Consider the following 23,344-nt stretch of genomic DNA (forward strand, 5'->3'; position numbering starts at 1 on the left):
CCGTCGCGTTGTAGCAAGCCCAGCCGTACTGCGGCCGTGCGGGGCCGGTAAACTGAGCCCATGGCCACACCTTCCCGCACCGCCCACCTTCAGCGTGCGACCAGCGAATCCAGCATCGAGCTCTCGCTCGACCTCGATGGAACGGGCGAGAGCTCCATCTCGACGGGAGTTCCGTTCTTCGACCACATGCTCACGGCCTTCGCCAAGCACTCGTTGACGGATCTGACGGTCACGGCGACGGGGGACGTCGATATCGACGTGCACCACACCGTCGAAGACGTGGGCATCGTGTTGGGCACGGCGATCAAGCAGGCCCTGGGCGACAAGGCCGGGATCTCTCGGTTCGGCGACGCCCTTGTGCCCCTCGACGAAGCGCTGGTGCAGGCCGTCGTCGATATCTCCGGACGCCCCTTCCTGGTTCACAGCGGGGAGCCGAGCGGTTTCGAGTTCCACCTCATCGGCGGCCACTTCACGGGGTCCATGGTGCGGCACGTCTTCGAGGCGATCACCTTCCACTCGGCGATGACCGTCCACGTCACCGTGCTGGGTGGTCGCGATCCGCACCACATCGCAGAGGCGGAGTTCAAGGCGTTCGCTCGCGCGTTCCGCCAGGCGAAGTCGCTCGACCCGCTCGTCTCGGGGATTCCCTCGACCAAGGGTGCGCTGTGACCGGCAAAACCGTCGTCGTCCTCGATTACGGCAGTGGAAACATCCACTCTGCTGCCAAGGCGTTGGAGCGCGCTGGCGCACGCGTAGAACTCTCGCGTGACCGAGCACGCGTCATGGAGGCCGACGGACTGTTCGTACCCGGTGTCGGTGCGTTCTCTGCGGTGATGGAACAGTTGCGCGGCGTGCGAGGTGACGAACTCATCGACAGGCGCCTCGCAGGCGGCCGGCCCGTGCTCGGCATCTGTGTGGGAATGCAGGTGATGTTCGATCGCGGCGTCGAGCGAGGCATCGATACGGAGGGTCTCGGGGAGTGGCCCGGAGCGGTCGAGCAGCTACCCGCGGAGATCCTGCCCCACATGGGGTGGAACGTCGTCGACGCGCCGAGTGAATCCGTGCTGTTCGAGGGTGTTCGCGACGAGCGCTTCTACTTCGTGCACTCCAATGCGGCACAGCAGTGGCTGCTTCCGCCCCAGTCACCCCTGCCCGCACCCCGCGTGACCTGGGCCGATCACGACGGGCCCTTTATTGCAGCTGTCGAGAACGGCCCGCTGTCGGCGACCCAGTTCCACCCCGAGAAGTCGGGCGAGGCGGGCCTCCAGCTGCTGCGCAATTGGATCGCGTCGCTCTGACCCGGGCCCGGATTTCGTCGGCCTCAGAGGAATCGTTAAGATCGCACGGGGTGTCCGCACGTGCGCCTGACAGAGACAAGAAGGACCCATGAGCGAGTTCAGCATCAAGACCCCCGCACTCACACTGCTGCCGGCCGTCGACATCGCGGACGGAAAGGCCGTGCGACTCACTCAGGGCAAGGCGGGCACGGAGACGAACCACGGCGACCCGGTCGACGCCGCAGCGGACTGGGTGAGCCAGGGTGCCGAGTGGATTCACCTCGTCGACCTCGACGCCGCGTTCGGCCGTGGCGACAACCTCCACGTGGTCAAGCGCGTCATCCACGAAGCCAAGGGCGTCAACATCGAGCTTTCCGGAGGAATCCGCGATGATCGCAGTCTCGAGACGGCCCTCGAGAGCGGCGCGAAGCGTGTCAATCTCGGCACCGCGGCGCTCGAGAACCCCGAGTGGGCAGCCAGCGTGATCGCGAGCTACGGCGAGGCGATCGCGGTCGGTCTCGACGTGCGTGGCACGACTCTCGCCGCCCGCGGTTGGACGGAAGACGGGGGAGACCTCTGGGAGGTCCTGGCTCGACTCGAGGACGCCGGCTGTGCGCGGTATGTGGTCACGGATGTCACCAAGGATGGAACTCTCAAGGGGCCGAACGTCGCCTTGCTCAAGCAGGTCATGGAGCACACATCGCGCCCGGTCGTCGCATCGGGCGGCATCTCCAGCCTCGACGACATCGCTGAGCTTCGGGCGCTCGTCTCTCTCGGACTCGAGGGCGCGATCGTCGGCCGGGCCCTCTACTCGGGGGCGTTCACCCTCGCAGAGGCATTGGATGTGGCGTCTGACTGAGCAACCGGGCGGTCATTCCCCCCACGACTCCCACGCGACCGATTCAGCAGGTCAGCCGTGGGCCGGGCGTTCGTTCGACGCCAACTTCTTCGCCGGCGATGCGGGCGACGCACCGGAACGGCTCATCGAAGCCCTGCAGAGGTTCCGCGCGGCTGATCTTGCCCAGGAGGACGTTCTCGACGCGGTGCGCGAGGTCCGACTTCTCGTTCCCCTCGTCGCTCACGCGGGCGAGACGGGTGTGGATGCTCACGGTCGGCGCTTCGACAAGACCCAGGAGCTGTCGCTCGTCACCGTCGGTGCTCCCGACGGACGCCGCGTTCTTCCCGTGTTCACCTCCACAGAGGCCATGGCGGCGTGGAATCCGGCGGCGCGGCCGATACCGGCCTCCGCTCGCCGGGCCGCTCTCGCTGCAGCGGGCGAGGAGACGCCACTCATGGTGCTCGACCCCACCAGCGACACGGAATTCGTCTTCCGCCGGCCGATGCTCAGGGCGATAGCCGAGGGGACGCCGTGGGCGCATCCCTCTGTCGCGTCGAACATCGTCGAAGCCTTTGAGAAGTCGATCGAGTCGTCGGCGGCGGTGCGATCGGTGCGGCTGTCAGATGGCGATCCGGATGCTCGGATGGCAGGCCCGCAGGTCATCGTCGAGTTGGGCCTGGTTCCCGACCTCACGCGCATCGAGCTCGACGAGGTGCTGGCGTACCTGCAGCGCTCCTGGCAGACGAGCGAGCTCATTGCGAGTGAGGTCGACTCGTTGGGTGTGAAGCTGGTCGAAGCCCGCTGAGTCGACCGACTCAGGTGACCGGGCCCGTGAGCTTCTCTCCGGGACCCTGGCCGATGGCATCCGGAATCGCCGATGCCTCGCGGAACGCGAGCTGGAGGGAACGCAGTCCGTCGCGAAGGCTGCGAGCGTGCTGGTCGCCGATCTCGGGGGAGGCGCTCGTGACCAGACCGGCGAGAGCGATGATCAGCTTGCGCGCCTCATCGAGGTCGATCTGATTCTCGGGGTCGTCCGCGAGTCCGGTCTTGATGGCCGCCGCACTCATGAGGTGCACGGCCGTCGTGGTGATCAATTCGACCGCGGGCACCTCCGAGATGTCGCGCGTGGCGGAGGTGGCGGAGTCGTCGTATGCAAAGCTCATGAGCCGAGTCTAGGTCGCTCACCGTCGTGGGCTATGCCGAGGAGAAAACCTCTGTTAGTATCTTCAAGGCTCTGGGGAACATGTATGCCCCCAGTACGAAAAGTGGAGAATCTCCCACCCGCACACCGCTTCAACAGGTTACCGGGTAGATTGCACTCCGCTTCGGGTCAGAACATCGATCCGAAGTAGACAGGGTGTGGTGCGCAGAACAGCTTCGGCCCGGTTCGCGTGCAGATTATTCAAGGTTCGTGGCTGTGTGCTCACCTACGATCACGCTGCCGAGCCCGGTGCCCAGACGTCTGTGTCTGTGAGCGCCGCACCAGCGATTGAAGGAGTAACGCATCAGCGATCCCCGTACCAACGACCGTATCCGGGTCTCCGAGGTTCGCCTCGTGGGCCCCGCAGGCGAGCAGGTCGGCGTCGTCAGTATCGACGTCGCACTCAAGCTTGCCCAAGAGGCAGACCTCGATCTGGTTGAGGTGGCCCCTAATAGCAAGCCACCCGTTGCCAAGATCATGGATTACGGCAAGTTCAAGTACGAAGCTGCGCAGAAGGCGAAAGAAGCTCGTCGCAATCAGGCGAACACGATCCTCAAAGAGGTTCGTTTCCGCCTGAAGATCGACGTGCACGACTACGAGACGAAGCGCAAGCGTGCCGAGGGCTTCCTCAAGGCGGGCGACAAGGTCAAGGCCATGATTCTGTTCCGTGGTCGCGAGCAGTCGCGCCCCGAGCAGGGAGTGCGTCTTCTCCAGCGCTTCGCAGAAGACGTATCCGAGTTCGGAGCCGTCGAATCGACGCCGACGATCGATGGCCGCAACATGGTCATGGTGATCGGGCCGCTGAAGAACAAGTCCGAGGCGAAGGCCGAGGCCAATGCTCAGCGGGCCGCTTCGAAGACACGTCCCGGTGCAGACGAGACAGCAGACGACGCCCCCGAGGCTGCATCGCCCGCTGCAACAGACACCGTCGCGGCAGACTCTGCCGAGACGAAGTAGCACCCCACAAACCGAGCAAGTCCCAAGGAGATATCAATGCCCAAGATGAAGACCCACTCCGGGTCCAAGAAGCGTTTCAAGGTCACTGGCACCGGCAAGCTCATGAAGCAGCAGGCCGGAATGCGTCACAACCTCGAGGTCAAGTCGGCGAAGCGCAAGGCTCGCCTGAACCAGGACCAGGTGTTGGCTCCCGCCGACTCGAAGGTCATCAAGAAGCTTCTCGGCCTGTAGTCGCCGACTCCACACGGAATAAGGAATTAGGAAATGGCAAGAGTAAAGAGGGCCGTCAACGCCCACAAGAAGCGTCGGGTCATCCTCGAGCGCGCCAGCGGTTACCGCGGACAGCGTTCGCGTCTGTACCGCAAGGCCAAGGAGCAGGTCACCCACTCGCTCGTCTACTCGTACCGCGACCGTCGCGCCCGCAAGGGCGACTTCCGTCGCCTGTGGATCCAGCGCATCAACGCGGCTTCCCGTGCGAACGGCCTCACGTACAACCGTCTGATCCAGGGTCTCGGCCTTGCGGGCATCGAGGTCGACCGTCGCATTCTGGCCGACCTGGCCGTTCACGAGCCCGCAACCTTCGCGGCGCTCGTCGAGAGTGCTCGCGCCGCCCTCCCCGCCGACACGTCGGCGCCGAGGACCGCAGCCTAATAAGCTGTAGGGAACATCCATGTTCCTTTGACCCGAAAGAGGTCGCATGTCCCTCCTGGATAACCCGCGGTCGCCGCGGGTCCGGGCAGTGGCAAAGCTCTCCAAGAAAGGAGCCCGGTCTGAGACCGGGCTCTTTCTCTTGGAGGGGCCACAAGCCGTTTCCGAGGCGCTGACCTTCGCGCCCGACCTCGTCGTCGACCTGTTCGCGACTCCCTTCGCCCTCGATCGTTACGCAGACATCGCCGACGCCGCCGAGAAGGCGGGTGTCGAGGTTGAATTCGTCACCGAGACCGTGCTCCAGGCGATGGCCGACACGGTCACGCCCCAGGGCTTCGTCGCCGTCTGTCGACAGTTCCCCACCGCCCTGAAAGACATCTTCAGCGGGTCGCCTCGCCTGATCGCCATTCTCGAAGAGGTGCGCGACCCCGGCAACGCCGGCACGATCATCCGCGCCGCCGATTCGGCGGGCGCCGATGCCGTGATCCTCACCGGCCGCAGCGTCGACCTGTACAACCCGAAGGTCGTGCGATCCACAACCGGATCGTTGTTCCACCTTCCCGTCGCGGTCGAGGCGAGCCTCGCCGACGTGAGAGCGCGCGCCACCGAAGCGGGCATTCAGATTCTCGCCGCCGACATCAAGGGCGACGACATGCTCACAGCCCGAAACTCCGGAGTGCTCGACGCGCCCACGGCGTGGTTGTTCGGCAACGAAGCTCGCGGTCTGGCTGACGAGGATCTCGCTCTGGCGGATCACGCCATCTCTGTGCCGATCTACGGACAGGCCGAGTCGATGAACCTCGCGACGGCCGCATCCGTCTGTCTCTACGAAAGCGCGTTCGCCCAGCGAACCTCGTGAAACCGGCGCAGTGCGGGGCTCACGAACAGGCCCATCACGGTTAGATAACCGTCGAGGTTCTGACACACGGGCGTAACACGATGTCCCCTACGGTGGGGGCATGGAGTCCACCAACGCCGATGCCCCTGTCAACGATGCGGTGGCAGGTCCGGCCACGTCGAACATCTCCGTTCGCCGAGGTGAGCCGCTCGTCGTCCTCAACGACGTGAACAAGCACTACGGCGACCTTCACGTGTTGAACGACATCAACACCGTCGTCAATCGCGGCGAAGTCGTCGTCGTCATCGGACCGAGCGGCTCGGGCAAGTCGACCTTCTGCAGAGCGATCAATCGGCTCGAGACCATCGATTCGGGGAGCATCACGATCGACGGCAAGGTGCTGCCCGAAGAGGGCAAGGCGCTCGCACAATTGCGTGCCGATGTCGGCATGGTCTTCCAGTCATTCAACCTCTTCGCGCACAAGACCATTCTCGAGAACGTCACTCTGGCGCCGATCAAGGTGCGCGGACTGTCACGCAAAGAAGCTGACAAGCGGGGCATGGAGATGCTCGACCGGGTGGGCATCGCGAATCAGGCGAACAAGATGCCGGCCCAGCTCTCCGGTGGTCAGCAGCAGCGCGTCGCCATCGCGCGGAGCCTGGCGATGCAACCCAAGCTGATTCTCATGGACGAGCCCACGAGCGCGCTCGACCCCGAGATGATCACCGAGGTGCTCGACGTGATGATCGGCCTCGCCAAAGACGGCATGACCATGATCGTCGTCACCCACGAGATGGGCTTCGCTCGAAAGGCCGCGGATCGCGTGATCTTCATGGCTGACGGCCGTATCGAAGAAGAGACGACCCCAGAACAGTTCTTCACGAACCCCCAGTCGCACAGGGCGCAGGACTTCCTGTCGAAAATACTCGACCACTAAAACATGAGTGCTCGAGCACACAGCATACGGAGAGAGGTACGAAACCGATGAGAGTATCGAAAAAACTGAGCATCGCCGCACTTGCCGCGGCGACCATGATGGCGCTGGCCGGATGCGCCGGGTCCATCGACAAAGCTGAGACCACGACGACACCGGAGCCCGCTCCCACCTTCGCTGCCGGAACGACGATGGAACGCCTCGCCGACTCTGGCACCATCACGATCGGAACGAAGTTCGACCAGCCGCTGTTCGGTCTGACGGACATCGACGGCACCCCCAAGGGCTTCGACGTCGAGATCGGCAAACTGATCGCCGCGAAGCTCGGCATCGCCGAGGACAAGATCGTCTGGAAGGAGGCGGTCTCCGCCAACCGCGAGCCCTTCATCCAGAACGGCGAGGTCGACATCGTCGTCGCCACCTACACGATCAACGACAAGCGCAAAGAGGTCATCTCCTTCGCCGGCCCGTATTACGAGGCGGGCCAGTCCATCCTCGTGAAGGCTGACAACGACGACATCAAGAGCGAGAAAGACCTCGTCGGCAAGCCGGTCTGCTCCGTCACCGGATCGACTCCGGCTGCGAAGCTCACGGAAATCGGCGCCGAGCCGCTCCTGACCGACACCTACACGAACTGCCTCGAGCCGCTTCGCGGTGGACAGGTCGTCGCGGTCTCGACCGACAACGTGATCCTCGCTGGCCTCGCCCAGCAGAACGAGGGGCAGTTCAAGGTCGTAGGCAAGCCGTTCACCAAGGAGCCTTACGGCATCGGACTGGCGAAAGACGACACCGAGTTCCGTAACTTCATCAACGACGTGCTCGAAGAGTCGTACAAGGACGGCAGCTACAAGGCCGCTTGGGATGCCACTGCCGGCGAGGTGCTCGAATACGTCGAGCCCCCGGCCGTCGACCGGTACTAGCCCGCAGCCTGACCGGAGGGTCGACTGTGCACATTGCAGTCGGCCCTCCGCCCAGGTCAACCGACCGTCCCTCTGCACGAGATGAGCCCATGTGAACGCCGTCATCGAGAACCTGCCGCGGTTCATCGAAGCCTTCGGGATGACCCTCTGGCTGTTGGTGCTCTCCGGAGCCTGCGCCTTGATCATCGGCACGGTGATCGCTGCGATGAGAATCTCCCCGGTACCGTCACTGAGCGCGTTCGCGAGCGTCTACACCGAGCTGCTGCGCAACACGCCCTTGACGCTCGTGCTGTTCTTCTGCGCTTTCGTGCTTCCCCAGTTGGGTTCTCGTCTGCCCTATGAATGGGCCGCGTTCATCGGGCTCACCCTCTATACCTCTCCGTTCGTGGCCGAAGCCTTGAGATCGGGCATCAACGGCGTTGCCGTAGGACAGGCCGAGGCAGCACGCAGCTTGGGCCTCGGTTTTATGCAGTCGACGACGCTCGTCATCTTTCCGCAGGCCTTCCGCATGGTGATCCCGCCCCTGATCAATGTGCTGATCGCCCTCACGAAGAACACCTCGGTCGCCGGTGGGTTCTTCGTCTTCGAACTCTTCTCGGCAGCCAAAGAGCTCGCGAATGCGAACGGCAACGCCGTGATCGCCATCCTGCTCGCTGTCGCGGCGTTCTACCTCGTCGTCACTATCCCGCTCGGCATCGTGTCCGCGCACCTCGAGAAGAAGCTGGCGGTACAGCGATGAGCGCCTCCGTTCTGTTCGACACCCCCGGACCCCGCACGCGCCGACGGTCGCGCATCGCCTCGGTGATCGTGGTCCTCCTGATCGCGGCGGGCCTCGGCTGGATCATCTACACCCTCGCTCAGCCCCGCGATTCGTCCGGCATCACACTTCCGGGCTATTTCGACTGGTCGCGGTGGGACATCTTCGTGTTGGCCGAACTCTGGGTTCGCGTCGGAGAAGGGCTCCTCGCGACGCTTCAGGCCGCGGCCGTCGCCGCGGCGATGGCGCTCGTGGTGGGCGTACTGTTCGCGATGCTGCGTACCTCGACGTTCGCCGTCGTGCGCATCCCGGCGACGATCGTTCTCGAGTTCTTCCGCGGAATGCCCGTGCTGCTCATGATGCTCTTCATCCTGCTTGTGGCTTCGACCGGCGCGTTCTGGGCCGTGGTCCTGGCGCTCGGCGTCTACAACGGCGCAATCATCGGCGAGTCGTTGCGAGCCGGCCTCGCCGCTCTGCCCCGAGGCCAGCGCGAGGCGGGGTTGAGCCTCGGATTGACTCAATTCCAGTCGAAGGTCTTCATCGAGTTCCCTCAGGCATTCCGCCAGATGCTGCCCGTGATCATCGCGCAGCTCGTCGTGCTGCTCAAGGACACGAGCCTCGGATACATCGTCGGCTACAACGAGCTCATCCGCACCACGATGAACAACCTCGGCAGCAGCGTGGGCAACCGCTATCTCTTCTCGCTCTTTCTCGTGACCCTCGTGATCTACCTCGCGGTCAACCTCTCGCTCTCTGCCGTCGCCCGTCGGCTTGCGCGCAGGCGCAGCCCGGGCAAGCTGTTGCCCAAAGACCAGATCACGCCGACCGCGTCGATCTCCTCGATCGCGATGCCGAACGGCAACCCTGAGGACCGCACGACGGAGTAGCTGTCGTTCGGTCGCTAAACTTGGGAACCGTGTCTGACCCCATAGTGATTTCCGACGAATCCGTCGCTGCAGCCGTCGATGCTGCTCTGGCTGCCATCGCAGCCGCCGACGACTCGACCGCCTTGAAGGCCGCCCGCGGCGCGCACGTGGGGGAGGCATCCGTCCTGTCCCGCCTCAACGCGACGCTCCGCGACGTTCCCAAAGAGCAGAAGGCCGCGGCCGGCAAGCTCATGGGCCAGGCCCGTGCCCGAGTAGCCCAGGCGCTTGCCGAGCGCGAGGAGCAGATCGTTGCGCGCGAGGAGGAAGCTCGACTCGAAAGCGAATTCGTCGACGTGACGGCCCTGCCCCAGCGTGCACGCACGGGAGCCCGGCATCCGCTCTCTCTGTTGCAGGAACGCATCGCCGACATCTTCGTGGGTATGGGGTGGGAGGTGGCCGAGGGCCCCGAGCTCGAGAGTGAGTGGTTCAACTTCGACGCGCTCAACTTCGCCCCGGATCATCCCGCCAGGGCGATGCAGGACACCTTCTTCATCGAGCCGGTGGAGTCGCACCTCCTTTTGCGCACCCACACATCTCCCGTTCAGATCCGGTCGTTGTTGTCGCGCGAGCTTCCTGTCTACGTCATTGCGCCCGGGCGGGTGTACCGCACCGACGAACTCGACGCCACACACACGCCGGTCTTCATGCAGGTCGAGGGAATCGCGATCGACAAAGGCCTGACCATGGCGCACCTGCGCGGCACGCTCGAGCACTTCGCTCGCGCGGTGTTCGGCGAGGGTGCCAAGATCCGACTTCGACCCAATTACTTCCCGTTCACCGAGCCGAGCGCCGAGATGGACGTGTGGCAGCCGAACGCCAAGGGTGGCGCGCGCTGGGTCGAGTGGGGCGGATGCGGAATGGTCAATCCCAATGTGTTGCTGTCGGCCGGAATCGATCCCGAGGAGTACCAGGGCTTCGCCTTCGGCATGGGCATCGAGCGCACCCTTCAGTTCCGCAACGATCTCAATGACATGCGCGACATGGTCGAGGGCGATATCCGCTTCAGTCAGCAGTTCGGAATGGTGGTCTAGCCCATGCGTATCCCACTCGGATGGTTGGCGGAATTCGTCGACGTCACTCCCGGTTCGACGGTCGCTGATGTTCACGCGGCGCTGGTCAAGGTCGGGCTCGAAGAAGAGGGCTCTCACGACTTCGACCTCACCGGTCCCATCGTGGTCGGCGAGGTGCTCGACTTCGTCGAGGAGCCGCAGTCGAACGGCAAGACGATCCGCTGGTGCAGCGTGCGCGTCGCGCCCGACGGCGAGACGGCTCTGGATGGCGGGTCCGACGTGCGCGGCATCGTGTGCGGCGCCCACAACTTCGCGCCGGGAGACAAAGTCGTCGTGACGTTGCCCGGCGCCGTGCTGCCCGGCGGATTCGCGATCGCGGCGCGCAAGACGTACGGTCACGTATCCGATGGAATGATCGCGTCGTCTCGCGAACTCGGCCTCGGTGACGAGCATGACGGAATTCTCCGTCTGGCCACGCTCGGCCTCGACCCGGTCGTGGGCACAGACGCGCTCTCGCTCCTCGGCCTCGATGATCAGGCCGTCGAGGTCAACGTCACGCCTGACCGCGGGTACGCATTCTCGATCCGAGGAATCGCACGCGAATACGCACACGCGACCGGCGCAGCATTCCGCGATCCCGCGCTTGGGTTGGACGTGTCGGACGCATCCGGATTCGACGTCGTCATCGACGATGACGCGCCCATCCGAGGGCGCGTCGGAGCGACGGTGTTCGTGACCCGGCTGGTGCGCGACGTCGATCCGACGAAGCCGACCCCGCCGTGGATGGCGACCAGGCTCAGTCTTGCCGGCATCCGGTCGATCTCGCTGATCGTCGACATCACCAACTACGTCATGCTCGAGCTCGGCCAGCCGATTCACGCCTACGACTTCGATACGTTGACCGGCGGCCTTCGGGTTCGCCGCGCCCGAACGGGCGAGAAGCTCGTGACGCTCGACGATGTGACCCGCGCTCTCGATTCAGAAGACCTCGTGATCGCCGATGAGTCCGGAGCCATCGGACTCGCCGGGGTCATGGGTGGCGCATCGACCGAGATCGGCGACTCGTCGCGCACCGTGTTGATCGAGGCGGCGAACTTCGACCCCGTGTCGATCGCCCGCACAGCGCGCAGGCACAAGCTGCCGAGCGAGGCCTCGCGTCGCTTCGAACGGGGTGTCGACCCGGCAGTCGCCGCGGTGGCTGCGGCGAGAGTCGTGCAGCTTCTCGTCGATCTTGCGGGAGGAACCGCCGACGAGCTGGGTTCGACGTATTCCCAGCACGCGCGGCCCACGCCCGTCGAGTTGCCCGACGGCTACATCTCGGGGCTCATCGGCGCCGACTTCACGGCCGACGAGATCCGATCGGCGCTGGCTGAGATCGGTGGCGACATCGAGGAGATCGAAGGCGGCCTGCGGGTGACGCCGCCGACGTGGCGCTCAGACATCACGCACAAGTCTGCTCTCGCCGAAGAGGTTGCCCGCATCGTCGGCTACGAGCGCATTCCGAGTGTGCTCCCCGTCGCCCCTCCGGGCAGGGGTCTCACGCGCGAGCAGACTCTGCGCAGGCAGGCCTCGCAGACGCTCGCGTCGAGCGGCCTCGTCGAGGTCATGGCCTACCCGTTCGTGTCCGAGGCCGCGACGCGCCTGTTCGCGACCCCGAAGGGTGACGCGGTCGCCGCGGTTCGTGTGGCCAACCCGCTCGATGCCGAGGCTCCGTATCTGCGCACGTCGTTGCTGCCTGGACTTCTCGACATCGTGCGCCGTAACCTCTCGCGCGGTCTCACCGATCTCGCGCTCTTCGAAACGGGACTCGTGTTCCTTCCGGAGCCCGGCGTCGACTACGGTCAGGCAGAGTTGCCCGTCGGCGGTGCACGTCCCTCGGATGACGTGCTCGCCGGTCTCGACGCCGGACTACCTGCGCAACCGCGACACGTCGCCGTCGTCTTCGCCGGACAGGCATGGGAGAAGCAACCCGCACTCGACGCGCGCGCCGTCGGACTGGCCGACGCACTCGATTCCGTTCGCCAGCTCGGACTCGCGCTCGGATTGGAGATCCGGCCTGTTCAGGGCGCCCACCCCGCCTTGCACCCCGGTCGCACCGCCACGCTCGTCATAACCACCGCAGAAGGCGAGACGATCGTCGGTGTGGCGGGGGAGTTGCTGCCCCGCATTGCCGAGGACGCTCATCTGCCGCGGGTCGTCGCGGTGGCCGAGCTCGATCTCGACGCGCTGATCAGTCTGTCGCCGCGAGAGATCGCCGTCCGACCGATCTTCGGATACCCCGCGGCTACGCAGGATCTGTCTCTGGTCGTTCCCCGAGATGTTCCCGCCCGTGAGGTGTCCGACGCGGTCGCGCGCGGTGCCGGAGAGCTTCTGGAACACATCCGACTCGTCGACGACTATCGGGGGTCGGGAGTCGGCGACGGCGAGAAGTCTCTGACGTTCGCGCTGCGCTTCCGCGCTCCCGACCGCACGCTCACCGCGAGCGAGGCCTCTGACGCGAAGCTCGCTGGCCTGGCCGTGGCCACCGCTGAGTTCGGGGCGTCACTGCGCGAGTGAGCGCAGCGACTAGATTTAAGGCATGACTTATTCGGTTGCTGTTGCCGGTGCGAGCGGGTACGCCGGCGGCGAGGTGCTGCGTCTTCTCGCCGACCACCCCGACTTCGAGGTGACGACGGTCACGGCTCACGCCAACGCCGGACAGCGACTGATCGACGTGCACCCGCATCTGCGTTCGCTCGCGCATCTCGAGCTCGTCGACACGACTCCCGAGAACCTCGACGGGCACGACGTCGTCTTTCTGGGCCTCCCGCACGGCAAGTCCGGTGAGTTGACCGAGCACCTCGACCCGTCGACGCTCGTGGTCGACTGCGGTGCCGATCACCGCCTCGTGGATGAAACCGACTGGGCCGATTTCTACGGCGGAGAGTTCTACGGATCGTGGCCCTATGGCCTACCCGAGCTGATCAGGCACGACGGGTCGCGGCAGCGCGACGCGCTCGTCGGGGTGAAGCGCATCGCCGTTCCCGGATGCAACGTCACGGCGATCTCGCTGGGGCTGGCTCCCGGACTCGCCGCCCACGTCATCGAGGGTGATGACATCGTCGCTGTTCTCGCGGTCGGTCCCTCCGGTGCCGGAAAAGCGCTCCGCACCGATCTTCTGGCATCCGAGATCATGGGGTCGGCCAGCGCGTACGGTGTCGGAGGACGGCACCGTCACGTGCCGGAGATCATCCAGAATCTGCGGGGGGCATCCGGCGCACCCATCTCGGTGTCGTTCACTCCCGTGCTCGTCCCGATGTCGCGGGGCATCCTCGCGACGTCGACGGCTCGACTCGCGCCCGGGGCGACGGCATCCGATGTGCGCAGCGCCTGGGAGCTCGCCTACGCGGACGAGCCGTTCGTGCACCTGCTTCCCGAGGGTCGATTCCCGCGCACCGGCGACGTCACCGGCGCGAACGTCGCCCTCGTCGGCCTTGCTGTCGATGAGGCGGCAGGCCGAGTGGTCACCGTGACCGCCCTCGACAACCTCGTCAAGGGAACGGCCGGCGCCGCCATCCAATCGGCCAACATCGCGCTCGGTCTGGGCGAAACGACCGGTCTACCGGTGAATGGAGTCGCCCCGTGAGTGTCACCGCAGCCCAAGGATTCGTCGCGTCCGGAATCGCAGCGGGACTCAAGGAGTCGGGCGCGCTCGATCTCGCCCTGGTGCAGAACCTCGGCCCGCTCCGATCGGCGGCGGCTGTATTCACGAGCAACCGCTGCACGGCCAACCCCATCATCTGGTCGCGCCAGGCGATCCTCGATGGATCCGTCGAAGCGATCGTGCTCAATTCGGGCGGCGCGAACTGCTACACCGGTGCATTCGGGTTTCAGACGACGCACCAGACGGCAGAACAGGTGGGGGCCCGGCTGGGAGTCTCGTCGGGCGATGTGCTGGTCTGCTCGACCGGGCTCATCGGCACGGGAGACCAGAGCTTCCGAGACCGCCTTCTCGCGGGTGTCGATCTCGCCGCCCCAGCGCTGACAGCAGACGGCGGACCCGACGCGGCCCGCGCGATCCTGACGACCGACTCGCATCCTAAGCAGGCCGTCGTGACGTCGCCGTCGGGATGGGTCATCGGCGCGATGGCGAAGGGTGCGGGCATGCTCGCCCCAGGGCTCGCCACGATGCTCGTCGTCATCACGACCGATGCCGACGTCACGAGCGAGCAGCTCGACGCGGCCCTTCGTGCGGCGACGAGGGTCACCTTCGATCGGCTCGACTCTGACGGGTGCATGTCAACGAACGATCAGGTCACGATCATGGCGTCGGGCGCATCCGGAGTAGCCCCCGACTCGGCCGAATTCGAGGCGGCCGTCACGTCGATCTGCGCCGATCTGGCCCGGCAGTTGCAGGGCGACGCCGAGGGAGCGAGCCACGACATCACGATCGAGACGATCCGTGCTGCGACAGAAGACGAGGCGGTCGACGTGGGCCGCGCGGTATCGCGCAGCAACCTGTTCAAGGCCGCCGTCTTCGGCAACGACCCCAACTGGGGGCGCGTGCTCGCCGCCGTCGGAACGACCCAGGCCGAGTTCGACCCGTTCGACATCGACGTGACGATAAACGGGGTGCGCGTCTGCTCATCGGGCCAGCCGGATCAGCCGAGCGATTCCGTCGATCTCACGCCCCGCGCCGTGCACGTGCTCATCGACTTGAAGGTCGGCGCATCCACGGCGACGATCCTCACGAACGACCTCACCCACGATTACGTCCACGAGAACAGCGCATACGCCACCTGATGATTGAGATCCCGACCCCGCTTCCCTCCGCCGGAGACAAGGTCTCGACGCTGATCGAGTCCCTCTCGTGGCTCAAGAGGTTCCACGGCCAGATCATGGTCATCAAGTTCGGCGGCAACGCCATGGTCGACGAGGCCCTGCAGAAGTCGTTCGCCGAAGACATGGTCTTTCTGCGCTACGCCGGCATCCGCCCGGTCGTCGTCCACGGCGGCGGCCCGCAGATCTCGGCGATGCTCGATCGCCTCGGCATCCAGAGCGAGTTCCGCGGCGGTTATCGAGTGACCAGCCCCGAGGCGATGGATGTCGTGCGCATGGTTCTCGCGGGCCAGATCAGTCGAGAGATCGTCGGGCACATCAACGAGCACGGGCCTCTCGCCGTCGCATTCTCCGGAGACGACGCCGGACTCTTCGCCGGCCGCAAGCGCACGATCGAGATCGACGGCGAGCAGATCGACATCGGCCAGGTCGGTGACATCGTCGCTGTCGATCCGGATGCCGTCCGGCAGCGCGCCGAGGCCGGTTACATTCCCGTCGTCTCATCGATCGCACCAGACGTCGACAATCCCGGCCAGTCGCTGAACGTGAACGCCGATGCGGCGGCCGCAGCGCTTGCGGTCGCACTCGGAGCAATCAAACTGGTCATCCTCACTGATGTGCCGGGGCTGTACAGCGACTGGCCCAACCGCGACTCCCTGGTGTCGAGCATCGACGCGGAGTCGCTGCGCACTCTGCTGCCCACGCTGGAATCCGGGATGATCCCGAAGATGGCTGCTTGCCTCGAAGCCGTCGACGGGGGAGTGGCGAAGGCTGCAATCATCGACGGACGTACGCCCCACTCGATCCTGCTCGAGGTCTTCACCCAGAGCGGCATCGGCACCGAGGTCAGCCGGGAGGCACTGTGAGCACCGAGACAGCATGGTCGGATCGTTTCGGCGACTCCCTGATGAAGTCGATGGGTTCGCCCTTCGCGCTCTTGACCCGAGGAGACGGCTGCTACGTCTGGGACGAATCGGGAAAGCAGTATCTCGACTTTCTCGCCGGCATCGCCGTGAACTCACTCGGCCACGCGCATCCGGCATTCGTCGACGCGGTCTCGCGTCAGGCCGCGACGCTCGCGCATGTGTCGAACTACTTCACCACTGCGCCGCAGCTCGAGCTCGCCGAGCGGCTGAAGAGAATCACGGGCGCCGGCGCCGAGGGCCGAGTGTACTTCGGCAACTCGGGCGCCGAGGCGAATGAGGCCGCCTTCAAGCTTGCTCGGCTCAACAAGACGGGTAGCCGTCACCGCATTCTCGCTGTGCACGACTCGTTCCACGGGCGCACGATGGGCGCACTCGCCCTGACCGGAAAGCCTGCCCTGCGCGACGCGTTCGAACCCATGCCCTCGGGTGTGGAGCACATCGACTCGACGATCGAGGCCCTCGAGCGGTCCATCGACGGATCGGTCTCCGCGCTCATCCTCGAACCGATCAAGGGCGAGGCCGGTGTCATCGAACTTCCCGAGGGCTTCCTCGTTCGCGCGCGTGAATTGACGGCAGAGCACGACGTGCTGTTGATCCTCGACGAGATCCAGACGGGTGCCGGTCGCACGGGGTCGTGGTTCGCCTACGAGCAGTTCGGCATTGTCCCCGATGCGGTGACGATGGCGAAGGGCATGGGCGGAGGGTTCCCGATCGGAGCTCTCGTGACCTTCGGCTGGGCATCCGAGCTCTTCCAGCGCGGAATGCACGGCTCGACCTTCGGGGGCAACCCGCTCGCGACGGCGACCGCGAACGCTGTGCTCGCCGAGATCGAGTCCGCCGGCCTCATCCAGAACGCCGCAGCTCGGGGCGCGGAGATCGCGCAGAGCATCCGCGAGATCGATTCGCCTCATGTGGCAGAGGTCCGTGGTCGGGGGCTCCTGATCGGTGTCGGTCTGGCCAGCCCGATCGCCGCCGCGGTGTCGGCGGCTGCGCTCGAGGCTGGCCTCATCGTGAATGCGGCCAACGACTCGAGCATCCGGATCGCTCCGCCGCTCATCGTGGGCGACGATGAGGTCCGGCTGTTCGCCGAGCGGTTCCGTGAGGCCCTCGACGCAGTACCCTCTGCCTGAACCGCACCCCCGCGCCCGCTAGTCTTTCCCTTTCCGACATTTATCGAAAGCTCTCCCGTGACCAGACATTTCCTGCGCGACGATGACCTCTCACCTGCCGAGCAGGCCGAGATTCTCGACCTGGCATTGGAGCTGAAGCGAGACCGATTCCAGGTACAGCCCTTGGCGGGCCCGCAGACCGTTGCGGTGATCTTCGACAAGTCGTCCACGCGCACCCGTGTCTCGTTCGCCGTCGGCATCGCCGACCTGGGCGGCAGCCCCCTCATCATCAGCATGGCCTCGAGCCAGTTGGGGGGCAAAGAGACCGCATCCGACACTGCACGGGTGTTGGAACGGCAGGTCGCCGCGATCGTATGGCGCACGTACGCACAGAGTGGACTCGAGGAGATGGCGCAGGGAACGACGGTTCCCGTGGTCAACGCCTTGTCCGACGAGTTCCACCCCTGCCAGCTGCTCGCAGACCTGCTGACCATTCGCGAGCACCGTGGTGTTCTCGCCGGCCAGACCGTCGCGTTTCTCGGAGACGGAGCCAGCAACATGGCGCAGTCCTACCTTCTCGCGTGCGCCACGGCCGGAATGCACGTGCGCATCGGTGCGCCGGCGGAGTTCGCCCCGAGCCCGGCTGTCTTCTCCGACGCGGAGGCGCGCGCCTTGGAGACGGGTGGCTCGGTGGCCGTGCACGTCGATCCGGCTCAGGCTGTCCGCGGCGCTGACATCGTGGTCACCGACACGTGGGTCTCGATGGGCAAAGAAGACGAGAAGGCCGAACGAGTGGCCATCTTCGGGGGATACCAGGTCGATCAGGCTCTTCTCGATCAGGCGAATGAGAACGCCCTGTTCCTGCACTGCCTCCCAGCGGATCGCGGGTACGAGGTCAGCGCCGATGTCATCGACGGGCCGCAGAGCGTCATCTGGGACGAGGCCGAGAACCGGCTTCACGCGCAGAAAGCGCTCCTTGTCTGGCTTCTTCGCCAGCAGTCGGCGGCGAAGGGAAACGAAGACAGATGAGCGACGACACCGTATCGAACCGTGCTGGTGAGGCCGGAGCCCTCTGGGGCGGCCGTTTCGCCGGCGGACCGGCTCCAGAGCTCGTCGAGCTGAGCAGGTCGACCCACTTCGACTGGCAGCTCGCCGCATACGACATCGCGGGTTCGCGGGCTCACGCTCGAGCGCTTGCACAGGCCGGATACCTGACGGACGCCGAACTGGCGGGCATGATCGACGCCCTCGACACCCTCGATTCAGACGTCGCCGACGGGACATTCCGTCCTCTGGCGTCGGACGAGGACGTGCATTCCGCGCTGGAACGTGGGCTCATCGATCGGGCGGGCGTCGAGCTGGGCGGCAAGCTACGCGCCGGTCGCAGTCGCAATGACCAGATCGCCACGCTCGTGCGCATGCTGCTTCGTGACCATGCCTCGCGCATCCGGCACCTCGTCACCGACCTGATCGACGCGATCGCTGCTCAGGCCGACAGGCATTTCGGCGCCATTCTGCCGGGCCGCACCCATCTTCAGCACGCTCAGCCTGTGCTGCTGTCGCATCATCTGCTCGCCCATTGCTGGCCTCTGGTGCGAGACCTCGAGCGGTTCGCCGATTGGGATCGCCGCGCGAACTGGTCGCCGTACGGCTCCGGTGCGTTGGCGGGAAACACGCTCGGTCTCGATGCCCAGGCCGTGGCCGTCGAACTCGGCTTCGACAGGAGTGCATGGAACTCCATCGATGGAACCGCGAGTCGTGACGTCGTGGCGGAGTTCGCCTTCATCGCCGCCCAGCTCGGCATCGATCTGTCGCGCTTCGCCGAGGAGATCATTCTCTGGAACACCAAGGAATTCGGTTTCGTCACGCTGTCGGATTCGTACTCCACGGGCTCGTCGATCATGCCGCAGAAGAAGAATCCCGATATCGCGGAACTCGCCCGAGGAAAATCGGGCCGATTGATCGGCAACCTCACCGGCCTTCTCACCACCCTCAAGGGTCTTCCGCTCGCGTACAACCGCGATCTCCAGGAAGACAAGGAACCTGTCTTCGATTCGATCACCACGCTCGAGGTGCTGCTGCCGGCGTTCACCGGCATGGTCGCGACCATGACCTTCCACACCGACCGGATGGCGGAATTGGCGCCGCAGGGTTTCTCTTTGGCCACCGACGTCGCGGAGTGGCTGGTCAAGCAGCACGTGTCCTTCCGAGATGCCCACGAGATCACGGGCGCTCTCGTGCGTTTCGCCGAAGAGAACGATCTCGAACTCGACGAGCTGAGCGACGAGCAATACGCCTCGCTGTCACCGCACCTGGTTCCAGCCGTGCGGTCTGTGCTCACGATCGAAGGCTCGGTCTCGAGTCGCGATGGGCGAGGTGGCACCGCACCCGATCGGGTGCGGGAGCAGCTGGCCGCACTCACGGAGAGCGTTCGCGCGCTCCAAGCCGCTGCCGCACCAGAGATCGGAATCCTGTGACTCTGCGTAACGACGACAACAAGAAGAAACGTTCGCGGCCGCCCATGTCGAAGCGCACGACATGGATCGTCGTCGGCGTTGCCGTCGCGATCCTCGTCTTCGTCGTGGTCGTATCAGTCGTCTCGGGCAAGGGCCTGTTCTAGATCGATGTTCATCCCGGCTTCGAACAGTTCTGGTTTCTTCGACAGAACCAGTGTCGAGGTCGCTCCCGATCTCCTGGGGGCTCGGCTGACTCGGCACTCGGCACTGGGCGATATCACCCTGCGGATCACAGAGGTCGAGGCGTATCTGGGCGTGGGTGAAGATCCCGGATCTCACAGCTTTCGAGGCATGACTGCCCGGAACGCGGTGATGTTCGGGCCGCCGCTGCGGCTGTACACGTACTTCACCTACGGCATGCATGTCTGCGCCAACATCGTGTGTTCGCCGGAAGGCCAGGCATCAGCCGTTCTTCTGCGCGCCGGCGAGATCGTGGAGGGGGTCGAACTCGCGAGGGTGCATCGAGGCGAGAACGTCGCCCTGCGCGACCTCGCTCGCGGGCCAGCCAGACTGACGAAGGCGATGGGTATTCCCCTGTCGGATGGGGGAGCGGAGGTGGTGGGCGATGTGTATTCGCTCGAGCTCTCGGATGCGGTGCACGACATCGACACGAGTGTGCGCACCGGTGTCAGCGGCCCGGGTGGCTTGGCGGCATACCCGTGGCGGTTCTTCATCACCGGCGATCCGACGGTCTCGCCGTATCGTGCGAGTGTGCCGCGCAAGCGCAGCTAGAGGATCGGGCTCTTCTCGATCACAAGGGTCGGCTCACCGCAGGACGAGCGCGCAGGCGCAGGCCCAGACGAAGCTCGCCAGTGTTCCGATGATGAACCGCTCCTTGGCCTCCGCCGCGGCGAGTTCGCTGAACCGGCCGACGCCCTTGATGGCGATGACGACAGCGATGGCCTCGGGGAAGCCGGCGATGATGGCTCCCGCGATTGCGAGACGTTCGAGAATACCGATGGTCGTGCCTCCGCGGAGCACCTCGACCGTCGACGTGCCCATGGCCGGTTCGGTCGGAGCGTGCTCGGTCGACTCCGGATCGGTGCGCCGGTTGCCGAGAAGGCGTCGAAGAAGGCCGCCGGTGGCGGGGGACTCGGGCGGACTGACTGGAGCGCTCGGCTGGCCATCCGTCGTGATGAGAATTCCGCCGTGAACTCCCGCACGACTGGCGCCTCGAGTCGCGAGGCGCAATGCGAGTACGGCGAATGGGCCTCCGCCTACTGTGGCAAGGACGAGGGTGAGGAGCGTCACGGTCACGCGCGTAAGCGGCGTGTGATCGATGTCATCGCTCGGTGTGAGACCGGAGAGAGCCAGTGCGCCGACGAGTGTGCAGCACGCGACGATGCTCAGGGTATACAGGACAACGCGGCTGGACCGTGTTGTTCTCGGTGCTCGGGCGTGCGGACTGTGGGCGCGGATGTCGAGAATCAATGCGATGGAACTCGCCGTGACGCCGATGCCCAGCAACACGATCAGCGGGGTGATGACCATCATGCCCTTCCTTCAGGTGACTCATCCGTCGAGTCGAGTCGAGACAGCAGCCGGCCGAGGGGTGCATGTGCTTCGAGGTCGATTTTGACCTGTGCCACCGACATCCGATCACTCACCGCTTGGGGCGTGATTCCCAAGTGTCCGGCGGCCTCGCGTTGCGTGCGTCCTTGTGCCAGGAGATCGTAGACCTGCCAGCCCTGCTTCGTTCGGCGTTCGCGTACCGAGAGCAGCAGCAGCATCAGGGCCTCGAGATCAGCCGCGTCGGCGGTGTTCGACGGACCTTCCGATCGACAAGCAAATCGATGGGGGGACTTCTTGGCTGATTCGACGGCGGCTCGTGCGGCGATGAAGGCAGGGCCCCGAGCCTCGCGGGTGGTCCTTCCCAGGGGCTGTTCGACGCTGCCCACTCCGAGGCCCACGCTCCAGCTTCCGGTGCGTGTGAGGTCGAGGACGATACCGATCGCCGTGTCGGCGTCGATGATGAGAGCCTGTATCTCATCGCCGGCATTCCTGTCGACGGGAAGCGCGAGTCCCTCCCCGAATGTCTCCTCGAGCCGGGCAGTCGTCTGCGACACCAGGTCGGCCGAGTTCCGACTGTCGACCTGGTCTGCGGTGATGACGATCATGGTGCCCTTCCGGTCAAGTCCTCAGCCTTGATACGTGCTAGATCAAGCCTACTGACCTGATCGCCTGGTAATCAAGACCTCCGCCTTGTTTGTTGGAATCGGCCTACGCCTCCGCTGATACTGTGGATCAGGTGTCGACCAACCCGAATGACGTTCTCTCGAGCCAGCACAACGATTCCTCTTTCGACGATGTCTGGGACGAGATCGAGTGGCGTGGCCTCGTCCATGTATCCACTGATCGCGACGCTCTGAAGAAGATCCTCGCCGGTCCGCCGATCACCTACTACTGCGGGTTCGATCCGACCGCTCCGAGTCTGCACTTGGGAAATCTGGTGCAGATCCTCCTTCTGCGTCGACTGCAGCTCGCAGGTCACCGACCCCTCGGCCTCGTCGGAGGATCGACCGGCCTCATCGGGGATCCCCGGCCGACGGCCGAGCGTACTCTCAACACCAAGGACACGGTCGCCGAATGGGTCGACTACCTGCGGGGCCAGATCGAGAAGTTCCTCAGCTTCGAAGGCGACAACGCGGCCCGCATGGTCAACAATCTCGACTGGACGCAGCCCCTCTCCGCTATCGACTTCCTCCGCGATGTGGGAAAGTACTACCGAGTCGGCACCATGCTCAAGAAAGACGCCGTGAGTGCTCGACTCAACTCCGACGCGGGAATCAGCTACACGGAATTCAGTTACCAGATTCTGCAGGGCATGGATTTCCTGGAGCTGTACCGGAATTTCGACTGTGTCCTCCAGACCGGCGGAAGCGACCAGTGGGGCAACCTCACGAGCGGCACTGACCTGATCCACCGTGCGGCCCAGGGCAGTGCGCATGCCATCGGCACTCCGCTGATCACCAATTCCGACGGCACCAAGTTCGGCAAGAGCGAGGGCAATGCCGTCTGGCTCGATCCCGCGCTCACAAGCCCCTACGCCTTCTACCAGTTCTGGCTCAACACACTGGATGCCGACGTCATCGCGCGGCTCAAGATCTTCACTTTCCTTCCCCGCGTCGAGATCGAGCGACTCGCTGCGCTCGTCGACGCGGAGCCGTTCCGCCGTGAAGCGCAGAAGGTGCTCGCGTACGAGGTGACCTCCCTCGTGCATGGAGTCGACGCGACCGAATCGGCGATAGCTGCGGCCCAAGCCCTGTTCGGTCAGGGAGATCTGGCTGATCTCGATGACGCCACGCTCATCTCGGCGCTCCGCGAGCTGCCGAACACAACGTGCGGACCCGATGCCTTGATTACGCAACTCCTCGTCGACACCGGACTCACGAAGAGTGCCAGTGAGGCACGGCGGGCGATCGCCCAGGGTGGCGTCTATGTCAACAACACGGTGGTCGCTGACGAATCGGGCACCATCGACAAATCGGTTTTGCCCGCGGGAGTCGCCGTCCTCCGACGAGGCAAAAAGACTCTCGCCGGAGTCTTCGTCGAGTGAAATCCGCGGGATTCCGCGGCGACACGCCCGGGCTGCACGCCGGTTTTGACGGTCGCAGAATCTGCCCGTAATGTTTTCTCTTGTCACCCCACAGGTTCGGAAAGCCGAAGAGC

At 65.0% G+C, this 23,344-nt stretch carries 26 protein-coding genes; 23 read left to right on the forward strand and 3 right to left on the reverse strand.

Going from position 1 to position 23,344, the window contains the following annotated elements:
• The first annotated feature begins 60 nt into the window (after positions 1–60).
• The 4 genes from hisB to CCK87_RS04880 all read left to right on the forward strand — a co-directional run bounded on the left by hisB (position 61) and on the right by CCK87_RS04880 (position 2,920).
• Positions 61–669: an imidazoleglycerol-phosphate dehydratase HisB gene (gene hisB, locus CCK87_RS04865; RefSeq protein WP_086460279.1), complete on the forward strand. Its 609-nt coding sequence runs from the start codon at positions 61–63 to the stop codon at positions 667–669.
• Positions 666–1,298: an imidazole glycerol phosphate synthase subunit HisH gene (gene hisH / locus CCK87_RS04870; RefSeq protein WP_086460280.1), complete on the forward strand. Its 633-nt coding sequence runs from the start codon at positions 666–668 to the stop codon at positions 1,296–1,298. Before hisB ends, hisH begins: the two co-directional genes overlap by 4 nt.
• An 88-nt stretch (positions 1,299–1,386) precedes the next feature.
• Complete coding sequence (priA, locus tag CCK87_RS04875) at positions 1,387–2,136, forward strand: bifunctional 1-(5-phosphoribosyl)-5-((5-phosphoribosylamino)methylideneamino)imidazole-4-carboxamide isomerase/phosphoribosylanthranilate isomerase PriA (RefSeq protein WP_086460281.1); 750 nt, start codon at positions 1,387–1,389, stop codon at positions 2,134–2,136.
• Entirely contained in the window at positions 2,120–2,920 is an 801-nt protein-coding gene (locus CCK87_RS04880; RefSeq protein ID WP_086460282.1) for an SseB family protein, read from the forward strand. The genes priA and CCK87_RS04880 overlap by 17 nt, the downstream gene beginning before the upstream one ends.
• A gap of 10 nt (positions 2,921–2,930) precedes the next feature.
• On the opposite strand, the gene CCK87_RS04885 is transcribed toward CCK87_RS04880, so the two are convergent.
• A complete protein-coding gene (locus tag CCK87_RS04885; RefSeq protein ID WP_055774271.1) occupies positions 2,931–3,278 on the reverse strand; it encodes a DUF1844 domain-containing protein in 348 nt (115 codons plus the stop codon).
• Between the two features lie 341 nt (positions 3,279–3,619).
• Here CCK87_RS04885 and infC point away from each other — a divergent pair, with 341 nt between their 5' ends.
• The 18 genes from infC to CCK87_RS04970 all read left to right on the forward strand — a co-directional run bounded on the left by infC (position 3,620) and on the right by CCK87_RS04970 (position 20,407).
• A complete protein-coding gene (gene infC, locus CCK87_RS04890; protein WP_212638195.1) occupies positions 3,620–4,273 on the forward strand; it encodes a translation initiation factor IF-3 in 654 nt (217 codons plus the stop codon).
• 36 nt (positions 4,274–4,309) lie between these two features.
• Positions 4,310–4,504: a 50S ribosomal protein L35 gene (gene rpmI, locus CCK87_RS04895; RefSeq protein WP_044443028.1), complete on the forward strand. Its 195-nt coding sequence runs from the start codon at positions 4,310–4,312 to the stop codon at positions 4,502–4,504.
• Positions 4,505–4,537: 33 nt separating this feature from the next.
• Positions 4,538–4,924: a 50S ribosomal protein L20 gene (gene rplT, locus CCK87_RS04900; RefSeq protein ID WP_044443029.1), complete on the forward strand. Its 387-nt coding sequence runs from the start codon at positions 4,538–4,540 to the stop codon at positions 4,922–4,924.
• Between the two features lie 46 nt (positions 4,925–4,970).
• A complete protein-coding gene (locus tag CCK87_RS04905; protein WP_086460283.1) occupies positions 4,971–5,780 on the forward strand; it encodes an RNA methyltransferase in 810 nt (269 codons plus the stop codon).
• Between the two features lie 100 nt (positions 5,781–5,880).
• A complete protein-coding gene (locus CCK87_RS04910; RefSeq protein ID WP_086460284.1) occupies positions 5,881–6,696 on the forward strand; it encodes an amino acid ABC transporter ATP-binding protein in 816 nt (271 codons plus the stop codon).
• 47 nt (positions 6,697–6,743) lie between these two features.
• Positions 6,744–7,613 (forward strand): glutamate ABC transporter substrate-binding protein, encoded by an 870-nt coding sequence (locus CCK87_RS04915; RefSeq protein WP_086460285.1) that lies wholly within the window; start codon positions 6,744–6,746, stop codon positions 7,611–7,613.
• A gap of 91 nt (positions 7,614–7,704) precedes the next feature.
• Positions 7,705–8,352 (forward strand): amino acid ABC transporter permease, encoded by a 648-nt coding sequence (locus CCK87_RS04920; protein ID WP_085487656.1) that lies wholly within the window; start codon positions 7,705–7,707, stop codon positions 8,350–8,352.
• Positions 8,349–9,257, forward strand: a complete 909-nt coding sequence (locus CCK87_RS04925) for an ABC transporter permease subunit (RefSeq protein ID WP_086460286.1) — start codon at positions 8,349–8,351, stop codon at positions 9,255–9,257. The genes CCK87_RS04920 and CCK87_RS04925 overlap by 4 nt, the downstream gene beginning before the upstream one ends.
• 29 nt (positions 9,258–9,286) lie before the next feature.
• Positions 9,287–10,327, forward strand: a complete 1,041-nt coding sequence (gene pheS, locus CCK87_RS04930; protein WP_086460400.1) for a phenylalanine--tRNA ligase subunit alpha — start codon at positions 9,287–9,289, stop codon at positions 10,325–10,327.
• 3 nt (positions 10,328–10,330) lie between these two features.
• Positions 10,331–12,862, forward strand: coding sequence for a phenylalanine--tRNA ligase subunit beta (gene pheT, locus CCK87_RS04935; protein WP_086460287.1), 2,532 nt, complete (start codon positions 10,331–10,333; stop codon positions 12,860–12,862).
• Positions 12,863–12,884: 22 nt separating this feature from the next.
• The gene (argC, locus tag CCK87_RS04940; RefSeq protein ID WP_086460288.1) at positions 12,885–13,931 is read left to right on the forward strand and encodes an N-acetyl-gamma-glutamyl-phosphate reductase; all 1,047 of its coding nucleotides are present in this window, start codon (positions 12,885–12,887) and stop codon (positions 13,929–13,931) included.
• The gene (argJ, locus tag CCK87_RS04945; protein ID WP_086460289.1) at positions 13,928–15,088 is read left to right on the forward strand and encodes a bifunctional glutamate N-acetyltransferase/amino-acid acetyltransferase ArgJ; all 1,161 of its coding nucleotides are present in this window, start codon (positions 13,928–13,930) and stop codon (positions 15,086–15,088) included. Before argC ends, argJ begins: the two co-directional genes overlap by 4 nt.
• Positions 15,088–15,990, forward strand: a complete 903-nt coding sequence (gene argB, locus CCK87_RS04950; RefSeq protein WP_086460290.1) for an acetylglutamate kinase — start codon at positions 15,088–15,090, stop codon at positions 15,988–15,990. The genes argJ and argB overlap by 1 nt, the downstream gene beginning before the upstream one ends.
• Positions 15,987–17,180: an acetylornithine transaminase gene (locus tag CCK87_RS04955; protein WP_086460291.1), complete on the forward strand. Its 1,194-nt coding sequence runs from the start codon at positions 15,987–15,989 to the stop codon at positions 17,178–17,180. Before argB ends, CCK87_RS04955 begins: the two co-directional genes overlap by 4 nt.
• Before the next feature lie 57 nt (positions 17,181–17,237).
• On the forward strand, positions 17,238–18,188 hold the full coding sequence (gene argF, locus CCK87_RS04960) for an ornithine carbamoyltransferase (protein ID WP_086460292.1): 951 nt from the start codon (positions 17,238–17,240) through the stop codon (positions 18,186–18,188).
• Entirely contained in the window at positions 18,185–19,636 is a 1,452-nt protein-coding gene (gene argH / locus CCK87_RS04965) for an argininosuccinate lyase (RefSeq protein WP_086460293.1), read from the forward strand. The genes argF and argH overlap by 4 nt, the downstream gene beginning before the upstream one ends.
• Complete coding sequence (locus tag CCK87_RS18210; RefSeq protein WP_170927144.1) at positions 19,633–19,779, forward strand: hypothetical protein; 147 nt, start codon at positions 19,633–19,635, stop codon at positions 19,777–19,779. Before argH ends, CCK87_RS18210 begins: the two co-directional genes overlap by 4 nt.
• Positions 19,780–19,783: 4 nt before the next feature.
• On the forward strand, positions 19,784–20,407 hold the full coding sequence (locus tag CCK87_RS04970; protein WP_086460294.1) for a DNA-3-methyladenine glycosylase: 624 nt from the start codon (positions 19,784–19,786) through the stop codon (positions 20,405–20,407).
• Positions 20,408–20,440: 33 nt separating this feature from the next.
• Here CCK87_RS04970 and CCK87_RS18545 read toward each other — a convergent pair whose 3' ends face one another.
• Positions 20,441–21,169, reverse strand: coding sequence for a hypothetical protein (locus CCK87_RS18545; protein WP_249273710.1), 729 nt, complete (start codon positions 21,167–21,169; stop codon positions 20,441–20,443).
• On the reverse strand, positions 21,166–21,792 hold the full coding sequence (locus tag CCK87_RS04980) for a DNA-binding protein (RefSeq protein WP_086460295.1): 627 nt from the start codon (positions 21,790–21,792) through the stop codon (positions 21,166–21,168). The genes CCK87_RS18545 and CCK87_RS04980 overlap by 4 nt, the downstream gene beginning before the upstream one ends.
• A gap of 131 nt (positions 21,793–21,923) precedes the next feature.
• Here CCK87_RS04980 and tyrS point away from each other — a divergent pair, with 131 nt between their 5' ends.
• On the forward strand, positions 21,924–23,231 hold the full coding sequence (gene tyrS, locus CCK87_RS04985; protein ID WP_086460401.1) for a tyrosine--tRNA ligase: 1,308 nt from the start codon (positions 21,924–21,926) through the stop codon (positions 23,229–23,231).
• The last annotated feature ends 113 nt before the right edge of the window (positions 23,232–23,344 follow it).

The organism is Agreia sp. VKM Ac-1783 (assembly GCF_900177765.1).
In the GTDB taxonomy this organism is placed as follows: domain Bacteria; phylum Actinomycetota; class Actinomycetes; order Actinomycetales; family Microbacteriaceae; genus Agreia.